This window comes from Serratia sp. SA088, from assembly GCF_049065515.1.
Lineage (GTDB): Bacteria > Pseudomonadota > Gammaproteobacteria > Enterobacterales > Enterobacteriaceae > Serratia > Serratia nematodiphila.
On sequence record NZ_JBAKGW010000008.1, the window covers coordinates 133,441 to 144,988 of the forward strand.

The window sequence follows — 11,548 nt, forward strand, 5'->3', positions numbered from 1 at the left end:
TGAGGAGCAAGCGATGAACGGCAAGTTTCCGCAACATTTTCTGTGGGGCGGCGCGGTAGCGGCGAACCAGGTTGAAGGCGCGTATCAGGCCGACGGCAAGGGGCTGTCGACTTCCGATCTGCAGCCGCAGGGCATCTTCGGCGCCATCACGCCGCGCGCGGCGGGCGACAGCGGCATCAAGGACGTGGCGATCGATTTCTATCATCGCTATCCGGAAGACATCGCGCTGTTCGCCGAGATGGGCTTCAAATGCCTGCGCACCTCGATCGCCTGGACGCGCATTTTCCCGCAGGGTGACGAAGAGACGCCGAACGAAGCCGGGCTGGCGTTTTACGATCGGCTGTTCGACGAGATGGCGAAGTACGGCATTCAGCCGCTGATCACGCTGTCGCACTATGAAATGCCTTACGGCCTGGTGAAACGCTACGGCGGCTGGGGCGATCGGCGCACCATCGACTTCTTCGAGCGCTACGCGCGCACGGTGTTCGAACGTTACAAGCACAAGGTCAAACACTGGCTGACCTTCAACGAGATCAACATGTCGCTGCACGCGCCTTTCACCGGCGTCGGTCTGCCGCCGGAGAGCGACAAGAGCGCCATCTATCAGGCGATCCACCATCAGCTGGTGGCCAGCGCCAAAGCGGTGAAGGCCTGTCACGAGATCGTGCCGGAGGGCAAAATCGGCAACATGCTGTTGGGCGGCATTCTGTATCCGCTGAGCTGCAAGCCGGAAGATCTGCTGGAAACCCAGCGGCAAAACCGCGACTGGCTGTTCTTCGGCGACGTGCAGGCGCGCGGCTATTACCCGGCCTATATGCAGCGCTTCTTCCGTGAAAACGGCATTCAGGTGGCGATCACCGAGGAAGATCGGCGAACGCTGCGTGAAACCATCGATTTCATCTCGTTCAGCTACTACATGAGCGGCTGCGTCACCGCCGACCCGGAGCAGTATGAGACGGCGCGCGGCAACATTCTCGATATGGTGCCGAACCCGCATCTGGCCAGCTCGGAGTGGGGATGGCAAATCGACCCGATCGGGCTGCGCTACCTGCTCAACGTGCTGTACGACCGCTATCAGAAACCGCTGTTCATCGTCGAAAATGGGCTGGGCGCCAAAGACCGCGTCGAGGCCGACGGCAGCATCAACGACGATTACCGCATCAACTACCTCAATGATCATCTGGTGCAGGTGGCGGAAGCGATCGACGACGGCGTCGAGGTGATGGGCTACACCAGCTGGGGACCGATCGATCTGGTCAGCGCTTCGAAGGCCGAAATGTCGAAGCGCTACGGCTTCATTCACGTCGACAGGGACGATGCCGGCAACGGCAGCCTCGAGCGCCGCCGCAAGAAGAGTTTCTACTGGTACCGCGATGTGATCCACAGCAACGGCGCCAGCCTGAAAGACCGACGCTAACCCTTCAGCCCGGCGGCAAGCGCCGGGCGTTAACCTAACGTTATTCGCTGCTGTTCATGATGGGAAATTCTCTCCCAGGGAATGCTGTTGCCCGCAGTCAGCCGTTATGCGGAGAAATATAATAATGATGAAAAGCTTATTACCTCGTTCCATGACCCTGGCGGCGCTGGCGCTGCTCTGTAGCCAGGCGCAGGCGGAAACGCTGCAAACCGGCAAGGACGTCGAAGCCCCCACCGCCAAATGGGAAGGGGTGGCGCTCGGCTTTGAGCCGCCGCAGCCCGGGCTGTTGGGGGATATGCTGGGGATCAGGCCGATCCTGGAGGATCACGGCTTCCACTATAATCTCGGCTACCTCAGCCAGCTGTCGTATAACGCCGGTGGCGGTTACAACCACGATAAACAGGCGTCGTATATCGACCAGTTTTCGCTGACCTTCAGCCAGGATTTGCAGGCGCTGACCGGCATTCCGGACGCGGCGATCGAAGGCAATATCGTCAACCGCAACCATGACAACAACCTGACCCGCGATCGCCTGCAGGATCCGCGCGTCGGCCTGACCGATCTGTCGCAGGAGAGCTTTGGCGGGCAGTCGATTACCCGGCTGGGTTGGTTGACCTTTAGCCGCTCCTTCCTCGATCGCCGGCTGCAGTGGCGCATCGGCATGATGAACAAGGTGCAGGATTTCGATCAGATCATCCCCTGCGATTTTCAGACGCTGACGCTGTGCGGCGGCAAGTCCGCCAACTCGTTGACCTGGTACAACTGGAACGTGCATTACTGGGGCACGACGCTGCAATACAAACTGACCGACGGCCTGACGCTCAAGGGCGGCGTGATGGAACAGAACCCGAGCGCCCCCAGCCGCAGACACGCCTGGAGCTGGTCCACCAAGGGCAGCAAAGGCTTTCTGCTGCCGATGGAGCTGGAGCTGAAAACCCACGCCGTCAACCAGCTGCCGGGGGTGTATAACCTGGGCGTGCTGTTCACCAACGCGCGCCAGAGCGATCTTTATGAAGGGGTGTCCGGCGGGCCGGGCGCCAGCGATCCGCAGGGCTATCGCAGCCACGATCGCACCTGGTTCCTGTATACCGGTTTCAACCAGCAGGTGACGCGCCATGCGGACGACGTCAACCGCGGTCTGAGCGTGTTCTACAGCCTGGGGCTGGGAGATCAGCGCAGCAACTACCTGCACTGGTCCACCTCGACCGGCATCCGCTATCGCGGGCTGTTCGATGCGCGGCCGGACGACTGGCTGGGGCTGGGTGTTTCGGTGGTGAAGCTGAGCGACCGCTACAAAGACAATCAGCGTTATCTCAACCAGATGAGCGGCATCAGCGATTATCACGATCCGAACTATCGGCCGGTGCCGGGCCATTCGGTGACGGCGGAGCTCTATTATCGCGTTAACGTCACGCCGTGGCTGCAGCTGCAGCCGGGCCTGCAATACTGGCATCACCCCGCGGGCGTCAGCGAGACGCAGGACGCCTGGGTGACGGCGTTGAAAACGGTGGTGACCTTCTGATCAGGCCGCGTCGCTCTCGCGGTAGCGCCGGCGGGCGTGCTCAAACCAGCTGGCCGGCACGTTGTGCGGCGGCTGCTGCAATCTGAGCAGCCCCTGTTCGACGATATGGCTGGCCTGGCGCCACAGCGTCGGGTCGCCTTCGGTCAGCACTTCCAGCAGGCGCTGTTTCTCGATCAGATAGGTTTGGGCGAAGTGGCTGTCGTAGTCCAGCAGCGAGCGGGTGTTGTCGATCAGATCCGCCAGCTTGATGGTTTTGGCCTGCGGCGACGCGCCGGCGCTGTGGCGCCGATCGCGGTTTTTACGCTCGAAGCGGTTGCCGTCCTCGGCGCGGCTGACGTTGGTCAACATTCGCACCAGTTCCGCCACTTTTGGCCCAAAGTGGCTTTCGATATCGCCGAGGGTGGTGGGCGTATCTTCCACCGTGTCATGCAGCCAGGCGGCCGCCAGCATCTCTTCGGTGTGCGGCACGCTGCGCACCAGCTCCATCACCGCCTGTGGGTGGACGATGTACGGATCGTCGGTGTATTTGCGGCGCTGATCGATGGCCGCATGCGCCTTGGTGGCGTAGCGACGCGCGCGTTCTGCAAGCGTATTCGTCATTTCCTTTCCCTCCGAGCATCCTCTGCATGAAAAAAAGGTAGCATACCTCACAAGAAATAGCTTGCGATTACATCGTGCACTATCTATATTCACAAACATGAAAAGCACCGATACCGCACAACCCAACGCGAAGAACCTGCTGCAGCTCGATCAGCAGCTCTGTTTCGCGCTGTACTCCGCCAACCTGGCGCTGCACAAAGTCTACCGCAAGCTGTTGAATCAGCTCGAACTCACCTACCCGCAATACCTGGTGATGATGGTGCTGTGGGAGCGCGATCGGGTGACGGTATCGGATATCGGCGAGCGGCTGTTCCTCGATTCCGCCACGCTGACGCCGCTGCTGAAGCGGCTGGAAACCGCCGGTTTGCTGGTGCGCTATCGCGCCACCACCGACGAGCGGCAGGTGATCATTGCCCTCACCGAAGCCGGCCGCGCGCTGCGTGAGCGGGCTCAATCGGTGCCCGAGGCGGTGATGTGCGCCACCGACTGCAGCCTGGACGAGATCGTCTCGCTCAAACAGCAGTTGGAAAAGCTGCGCGGCAGCCTGATCGATCAGATTTGATCCTCCAGTGCCGGACGCAAGAACGGCAGGGGTGGTCTACACTGGTTAATAAGCGTCAAAAATAAGTAGTGCGCGATTTAATCGCAAAAGATAAATATGTGACCGGCTTTACCTCGTGGAAGCCGTAGTCATCTCGCCAACCAGCAAGAAGGAATGAACGATGTCTATTGAGAAAGTGGTTTACCGCGCTCACGCCACCGCAACCGGCGGCCGCGACGGCCGTGCGACCTCCTCCGACGGCGTGTTGGACGTGAAACTGGGCGTGCCGAAAGAGATGGGCGGCGCCGGCGGCGAAGTCACCAACCCCGAACAGCTGTTCGCCGCCGGTTACTCGGCCTGCTTCCTCGGCGCGTTGAAGTTTGTCGCGGCGAAAGAAAAGGTCAAAATTCCGGCCGAAGCCAAGATCGACGGCACCGTCGGCATCGGTGAAATCCCGAATGGCTTCGGCATCGAAGTGCAGCTGGATATCTCGCTGCCGGGCATCGAGCGCAGCGTGGCGGAAGATCTGGTGAAAAAGGCGCATGTGGTGTGCCCATACTCCAACGCCACCCGTGGAAATATCGATGTAACTCTGAACGTTAAGTAAAATTTTTGTCGATATCTGGAAAAAATGGAGGGTTTATCCCTCCATTTTCTTGCGTGCCCTGTCTGAAAACCGCTCAAAAAAACGGTAAATTTTGTCCGTTTTGTGAGAATTCTCTTGATTATTACCCGCAAAATAACGCTTATTGCCGGTTGGCTGAACCAGAAGCCGCAATCAGTGTCTGACTGAGTCAGAACCGCTACACCGTCCCCGGAGCCACCGCGTTACATGAACAAAGTTAAATCGCTATCACAGCAGAATTTATCGTTATTGTTAGCGATCTATATCGGCATCTTTCTAAACCTGTCCGTTTTTTATCGCCGTTTTGATTCGCTGGCGCACGGCATTCAGGGAATTAAGCTTATTTCGGCGGTGACGGAAGTCATCGCTATCGTCCTGTTTACGTTCTTCATTATGCGGCTGGTATCGCTCGGCGGCCGGCTGTTTTATCGCATCGTCGCCTCGCTGCTGGTGTTGATTTCGGTTGCCGCCAGCTACTACATGACGTTTTTCAACGTGGTGATCGGCTACGGCATCGTGGTGTCGGTGATGACCACCGATATCGATCTGTCGAAAGAGGTGGTTGGCCTGCACTTCGTGCTGTGGATGGTGGCGCTCAGCGCCTTGCCGCTGCTGCTGATCTGGAAAAACAACCTGCGCTATACCCTGATAGAACAGCTGAAAACCCCTGGTCATCGCATCAAGCCGCTGCTGGTATTGCTGGCGGTGGTGGCGCTGGTCTGGCTGCCGCTGCGCATGCTGGACGACGAGCAGAGCGTGCAAGAGAAGCTTTCCAACGTCGATTTGCCAAGCTACGGCGGCGTGGTGGCGCACTCGTATCTGCCGTCCAACTGGCTGTCGGCGTTGGGGCTGTTTGCTTACACCCGCTATGACGAAAGCCAGGATCAGAGCACGATGTTCGATCCGGGCAAACACTTCACCTACGTACCGCCGGCGGACATCGACGACACCTACGTGGTGTTCATCATCGGCGAGACCACGCGCTGGGATCACATGGGCATGCTGGGCTACGAGCGCGATACCACGCCGCGGCTGTCTAAAGAGAAGAATCTGGTGGCGTTCCGCGGCGAGTCGTGCGATACCGCCACCAAGCTGTCGCTGCGCTGCATGTTCGTGCGTGAAGGCGGCACCGAAGACAATCCGCAGCGCACGCTGAAAGAGCAGAACGTGTTCGCGGTGCTGAAGGATCTGGGCTTCTCTTCCGAGCTGTTCGCCATGCAGAGCGAGGTGTGGTTCTACAACAACACCGAGGTGAACAACTATTCGTTCCGCGAGATGATCGCGTCCGAGAAGCGCAACGACGGCAAGGCGGTCGACGATATGCTGCTGGTGGACGAAATGAAGGAGTCGCTGGCGCGCTATCCGAAGGGCAAACACCTGGTGATCCTGCATACCAAAGGCTCGCACTACCTGTACTCGCAGCGTTATCCGCGCAGCTATGCGCGTTATCAGCCGGAGTGCATGGGGGTGGACGATTCCTGCACCAAGGCGCAGCTGATCAATGCGTTCGACAATACGGTGCTGTATACCGACAGCTTTATCGCCAATGTGATAGACCAGGTGCGCGACAAGAAAGCGATCGTGTTCTATGCCGCCGATCACGGCGAATCGATCGGCGAGAATACGCACCTGCATGGCACGCCGCGCGAAATGGCGCCGCCGGAGCAGTTCCGCGTGCCGATGATCGTGTGGGCGTCGGACAAGTTCCTCGAAAACCCGCAGCACCTCAGCGCTTTTGAGCAGCTGCAGGCGCAGCAGCGCATCGGCAAAACGCATCGCCACGTCGAGCTGTTTGACACCATCCTTGGCTGCCTCGGCTACACCTCTCCTGATGGCGGCATCGTGGATAAAAACAACTGGTGCCATCTGCCGCAGGATAAAACGGCGCCTGCCCGCCTGTGATCCCTCCCGCCGGGTGCCTGCCTTGCGCACCCGGTAATTTCACCCAATACATTCTCTTCATCAATTATTCCGGTGTGCGCATACGGTATACTTGCGCACTTCCCCTGCTAACCGGAGATTTCCATGACCCTGCGCGTGGCGTTTATCGACGATCATGACATTGTGCGTTCGGGCTTTGTGCAACTGCTGTCGCTGGAGGCCGATATTCAGGTGGTGGGCGAGTTCAGCAGCGCGGCACAGGCGCGCGCCGGCCTGCCGGGGCTGGAGGCGGAAATCTGCATTTGCGACATTTCGATGCCGGACGGCAGCGGGCTGGATCTGCTGGCGGACATTCCCTCCGGCATCCGCGTGGTGATGCTGTCGATGCACGATAACCCGGCGCTGGTGGAAATGGCGCTGGAACGCGGCGCCAGCGGCTTTCTCTCCAAGCGCTGCAAGCCGGAAGATCTGATCACCGCGGTGCGCACCGTCGCCGGCGGCGGCGTCTACCTGATGCCGGAAATCGCGCAGCAGCTGGCGCGGGTGAGGGTCGATCCGTTGACCCGCCGCGAGCGCGAGATCTCGCTATTGCTGGCGCAGGGCCAGGAGGTGCGTGAGATCGCCGCCGCCTTGGGGCTGTCGCCGAAAACGGTGCATGTGCACCGCGCCAACCTGTTCGCCAAGCTGGGCATCAACAACAACGTCGAACTGGCCAGACGGATGCTGAACCTGTGACGCAGCGCCTGATCACCCAGCTGGCGCTGTTTTTCATCTACGCCGCCAGCGCGTTTTGCCTGTGGGGCATCGGCACCGCGCTGATCGACCCCCCCTGGCAGGCGCTGCTGCTGTTTCCGTTCGGCCTGCGCATGGGCATTTTGCTGCAGAGCCCGTACCGTTTCTGGCCGGGGATCCTGCTGGCTGAGCTGCTGCTGATGGCGTTGCTGGCGGATCAGTTCGGCTACGGCCCGGCGCTGTGGGCGTCGGTGGCGGTGCTGGTGTTGACGGTGCTGCTCAGCCTGCTGGCCTCGCCGTGGCTGTTGCGCCATCAGCAGAGCGACAGCGAATGGCGCTGGCCGCTGTTGCAGGGCGCGGTGGTCGCCATCGCCGCCTTGCTGCAGGCGTTGGTCTGGCAGCTGGTGAGCGGCGAAGGCGCCCGCGCGCTGCTGCTCGGCCTGACCGGCGGTTTCACCATCGCGCCAACCTGCCTGCTGTTGTGGCACTATCTGGCGCGCCAAATCTGGGTGCCGCTGGAGCCGGGGCTGATCCACAAGCCGGTGGATCTGCGTCTGGGCCACCTGGCCAGCTATCTGTTGCTGTTTGCGTTCAGCATCTGGCTGCAGCAGCAGGTTAACGCCGCCGAGCTGCGCCGTTTCGCGCCGTTCTGCCTGGCGATCCCCATCGTGTTCATGTCTTATCGCTATGGCTGGCAGGGCGCGCTGTTGGCGACGCTGCTCAACGGCGTGGCGCTGATGGTCAACGAGCCGCCGCAGCCGGAGTCGCACCGCGATCTGTTGCTGTCGCTGCTGGCCCAAAGCCTGACCGGGCTGCTGCTGGGCGCCGGCATTCAGCGCCAGCGCGAACTGAATCAGCAACTGCGGCTGCGGCTGGCGGAGAATCGGCAGCTGGCGCGGGCGCTGGTGACGGCGGAGGAGCAAACCCGGCGCGAGGTGGCGCGCGAGCTGCACGATGAAGTGGGGCAGACCATCACCGTGATCCGCACTCAGGCCAGCATCGTCAAGCGTCTGGCGCCGGAACCGGCGGTGATCGGCTGCGCCGACACCATCGATGCGCTGGCGCTGCGGGTCTACGACGGGGTGCACGATGTGCTGACCCAGCTGTGGCCGGCGGCGCTGAACAACCTGCCGCTGTCGGCGGCGGTGGCGGCGATGCTGCGGGAGTCGCTGCCGCAGGACGCGTCGCTGGTGAGCAGCATGCAGTGGCAGGTGCCGGACGAGCTGCTGGATGAAACGCTGAAAATCACGCTGTATCGGGTGTGTCAGGAAGGGGTGACCAATGTGTGCCGCCACGCCGGCGCCAGTCGCCTGGAGCTGGATGCGCGGCTGCAGCCGCGCAAAGGCGCCGCGCCGCAGATCGCCCTGACCATCCGCGACAACGGCGTGGGCTTCGATGCGGAAAACCATCAGCCGGGGTACGGCCTGCGCGGCATGCAAGAGCGCATCAGCGCCCTCGGCGGCAGCCTGCGGTTCACCGCTGAGCGGGGTGCCTGTTTGAGTGTGATCTTGCCCACAGTTTCACCGGCGCAAACGCAAAACTAGGAAAAACTCCTAACCGCCTCGAGAATCCGGCGTAAGCCCCCTGCGCGCGCGAGGAGCATCATAGCGGCACTTTAATTCAATCCTCTGAGGTTCCACATGTGGTCTTTCCTTAAAAGCCGCCCGGATGCGCCGCAGGTCACCGATCAACGGCAGATCGACGCCAGCTACAAATACTGGCGCATTCAGCTGATGTGCACCATGTACATCGGTTATGCCGCGTTTTACTTCACGCGCAAAAGCTTCAACTTCATCATGCCGGCGATGCTGAGCGATCTGGGTCTGACGATGTCCGACGTCGGCATCCTCGGCACGCTGTTCTACATCACCTACGGCTGCTCGAAATTCATTTCCGGCATGATCAGCGATCGCTCCAACCCGCGTTACTTTATGGGGCTGGGCCTGATCATGACCGGGGTGCTGAATATCTTCTTCGGCCTCAGCTCGTCGTTGATGATGCTGGGCACGCTGTGGATCCTCAACGCCTTCTTCCAGGGCTGGGGTTGGCCGCCGTGCTCTAAAATCCTCACCAGCTGGTATTCGCGCTCCGAGCGCGGCAGCTGGTGGGCGATTTGGAACACTTCTCACAACGTCGGCGGCGCGCTGATCCCGCTGCTGGTCGGCTTTATCTCGCTGCACTTCAGCTGGCGTTACGGCATGATCATTCCCGGCATCATCGGCGTGGTGCTCGGCCTGCTGATGTGCTGGCGCCTGCGCGACAAGCCATCCACCCTGGGGCTGCCGAGCGTCGGCAAATGGCGCAACGACGCCATGGAGCTGGTGCAGGAATCGGAAGGCCAGGGGCTGAGCAACCGCGAGATCATCAAGCGCTACGTGCTGACCAACAAGTACATCTGGCTGCTGGCGGTCTCTTACGTGCTGGTGTATATCGTGCGTACCGCGATCAACGACTGGGGCAACCTCTACCTGACGCAGGAAAAGGGCTATTCGCTGATGACCGCCAACTCGGCCATCTCGCTGTTTGAAGTGGGTGGCTTTATCGGTTCGCTGGTGGCCGGTTGGGGTTCCGACAAGCTGTTCCGCGGCAACCGTGGCCCGATGAACCTGATCTTCGCTATCGGTATCTTCCTGTCGGTAGCCGCGCTGTGGCTGATGCCGGGCGTGACTTACCTGCTGCAGGCCTGCTGTTTCTTCGCCATCGGCTTCTTTATCTTCGGTCCGCAGATGCTGATCGGCATGGCGGCGGCGGAGTGCTCGCACAAGGATGCGGCGGGCGCCGCGACCGGTTTCGTCGGCCTGTTCGCCTACCTGGGCGCGGCGCTGTCCGGCTACCCGATCGCGCGGGTGATGGAGATCTGGCACTGGAACGGCTTCTTCGTGGTGATTTCCATCGCCGCCTGCCTGTCGGCGCTGTTCCTGCTGCCATTCCTGCGCGCGCAGACGCCGGCGCTGAAACCGGCCAACGCCTGAGTAAAATACGCTGCGCAACCCCCGGCGCAGCGTATTATGGCGCTTTTATCACCACTTGAAATGCAGGGGCAAAAAAGTGATTGACGCCTATAACCGCCAGCAGTAAGATGCGCCCCGCATCGGCGAGTAGCGCAGCTTGGTAGCGCAACTGGTTTGGGACCAGTGGGTCGGAGGTTCGAATCCTCTCTCGCCGACCACCATTCGAAAAACCTGCTTTTTAAAGCAGGTTTTTTTTCGCCTGTCGTTTAGGCGGCTTTGCCTACAACGAAGTCAAAATGGATTTCGTCATAGGGGAAAATCACGCCTTGTTGACCTTTATCGACGATGCCGCAGCCTAACAGCGCCTGCAGATCGGTATGCACCGCTTTCACATCGCGTTTCACTCGGCGTGCAACTTCCCGAATGGAAAGTTCGCCGGCGCCGGTCATGGTATGCAAGATATGCATTTTCTTGGGTGATAAGGCTTTCCACAGACTCTCCCAATCCAGGAATGTGATGTAATGCCCTTGAGCGCTTTGCTGGCCTGTTGCGGCTTCCTTCAGTGCGAGTTTCATTTCTTCGACGGAAGCGACTCGAATGGTGACTGTATTCATCATGACTCCTCTGTGAGCAGCATAACCTCGCGCCAGAAACTGTCGAGCAAGGCATCAATGGTCGTGAAATTAAGCGGCTCTTCTTTTCCATCGATATGTTTGTGATCGCCTTTACCCGCTTCATTGTCATAGCGCAGTCGACAAATGCCGTCTTTTACATAAGCAAATCGGTATTTATAACTGTGGCCGCTGGCCTTGACGGGCGGCACCACCCGCCAAATGACGAGCTGCGCAAATGCGGCAGGCGTCAAGGGTATCCTGTCTTGGTAGATTAGCTGCGAAGGCATGCTCTTTCCTTAAGTGTTGTTCACAGTACCAACACAGTCAGGGTGTTGTCAATAATGACAACACCCTGACTGCAGAGTGTGGTGCAATCCTGATAAATATTTATCTTTCCTTAATAAAAAATTCACTATCCATATTTGTCGTGCTTTCTTTTATTTATATTAAAATAAATTCACGCTTGCTGAATAAAACCCAGTTGATAGCGCTCTTGTTTTCACGCCTTTTTTATTTATAGTCTGAATGTACGCGGTGGGAATGATTATTTCGCCACGTGGAAAGACGCTGTTGCTATTTATTGATTTTAATCTTCGAGGATTATTGCGGAATTTTTTCGCTTCGGCAATGCATCGCGACGATTAACTCTTTTATGTTTATCCTCT

At 59.4% G+C, this 11,548-nt stretch carries 11 protein-coding genes and 1 tRNA gene; 9 read left to right on the forward strand and 3 right to left on the reverse strand.

The annotated features are described in order from the left end of the window. The first annotated feature begins 13 nt into the window (after positions 1–13). Both ACOWVD_RS19715 and ACOWVD_RS19720 read left to right on the forward strand, forming a co-directional pair. Complete coding sequence (locus ACOWVD_RS19715) at positions 14–1,417, forward strand: glycoside hydrolase family 1 protein (RefSeq protein ID WP_004934102.1); 1,404 nt, start codon at positions 14–16, stop codon at positions 1,415–1,417. Between the two features lie 151 nt (positions 1,418–1,568). Next, positions 1,569–2,939 (forward strand): carbohydrate porin, encoded by a 1,371-nt coding sequence (locus ACOWVD_RS19720; protein WP_421105753.1) that lies wholly within the window; start codon positions 1,569–1,571, stop codon positions 2,937–2,939. Here ACOWVD_RS19720 and ACOWVD_RS19725 read toward each other — a convergent pair whose 3' ends face one another. After that, positions 2,940–3,539 carry an HD domain-containing protein gene (locus ACOWVD_RS19725; protein WP_015376230.1) on the reverse strand — a complete coding sequence of 200 codons (600 nt, stop codon included), beginning with the start codon at positions 3,537–3,539 and terminating at the stop codon, positions 2,940–2,942. A 97-nt stretch (positions 3,540–3,636) separates the two neighbouring features. On the opposite strand from ACOWVD_RS19725, the gene ACOWVD_RS19730 reads away from it, so the two are divergent. From ACOWVD_RS19730 to ACOWVD_RS19760, 7 genes are all read left to right on the forward strand, one after another. Next, positions 3,637–4,101: a MarR family winged helix-turn-helix transcriptional regulator gene (locus tag ACOWVD_RS19730; RefSeq protein WP_004934111.1), complete on the forward strand. Its 465-nt coding sequence runs from the start codon at positions 3,637–3,639 to the stop codon at positions 4,099–4,101. A 160-nt stretch (positions 4,102–4,261) separates the two neighbouring features. Then, a complete protein-coding gene (locus ACOWVD_RS19735) occupies positions 4,262–4,687 on the forward strand; it encodes an organic hydroperoxide resistance protein (RefSeq protein WP_004934114.1) in 426 nt (141 codons plus the stop codon). A gap of 225 nt (positions 4,688–4,912) precedes the next feature. Further along, entirely contained in the window at positions 4,913–6,607 is a 1,695-nt protein-coding gene (gene eptB, locus ACOWVD_RS19740; RefSeq protein WP_033631458.1) for a kdo(2)-lipid A phosphoethanolamine 7''-transferase, read from the forward strand. A 123-nt stretch (positions 6,608–6,730) separates the two neighbouring features. After that, complete coding sequence (uhpA, locus tag ACOWVD_RS19745; protein ID WP_421105747.1) at positions 6,731–7,321, forward strand: transcriptional regulator UhpA; 591 nt, start codon at positions 6,731–6,733, stop codon at positions 7,319–7,321. Next, positions 7,318–8,862, forward strand: a complete 1,545-nt coding sequence (uhpB, locus tag ACOWVD_RS19750; RefSeq protein WP_164096023.1) for a signal transduction histidine-protein kinase/phosphatase UhpB — start codon at positions 7,318–7,320, stop codon at positions 8,860–8,862. The genes uhpA and uhpB overlap by 4 nt, the downstream gene beginning before the upstream one ends. Before the next feature lie 96 nt (positions 8,863–8,958). Further along, the gene (locus ACOWVD_RS19755; RefSeq protein WP_015376232.1) at positions 8,959–10,290 is read left to right on the forward strand and encodes an MFS transporter; all 1,332 of its coding nucleotides are present in this window, start codon (positions 8,959–8,961) and stop codon (positions 10,288–10,290) included. Positions 10,291–10,410: 120 nt separating this feature from the next. Beyond that, positions 10,411–10,487, forward strand: a tRNA-Pro gene (locus tag ACOWVD_RS19760). Between the two features lie 48 nt (positions 10,488–10,535). Here the strand turns inward: ACOWVD_RS19760 and ACOWVD_RS19765 are convergent. Continuing rightward, positions 10,536–10,883, reverse strand: a complete 348-nt coding sequence (locus ACOWVD_RS19765) for a hypothetical protein (RefSeq protein WP_015376233.1) — start codon at positions 10,881–10,883, stop codon at positions 10,536–10,538. Continuing rightward, on the reverse strand, positions 10,883–11,170 hold the full coding sequence (locus ACOWVD_RS19770) for a toxin-antitoxin system TumE family protein (protein ID WP_015376234.1): 288 nt from the start codon (positions 11,168–11,170) through the stop codon (positions 10,883–10,885). The genes ACOWVD_RS19765 and ACOWVD_RS19770 overlap by 1 nt, the downstream gene beginning before the upstream one ends. Between the last annotated feature and the right edge of the window lie 378 nt (positions 11,171–11,548).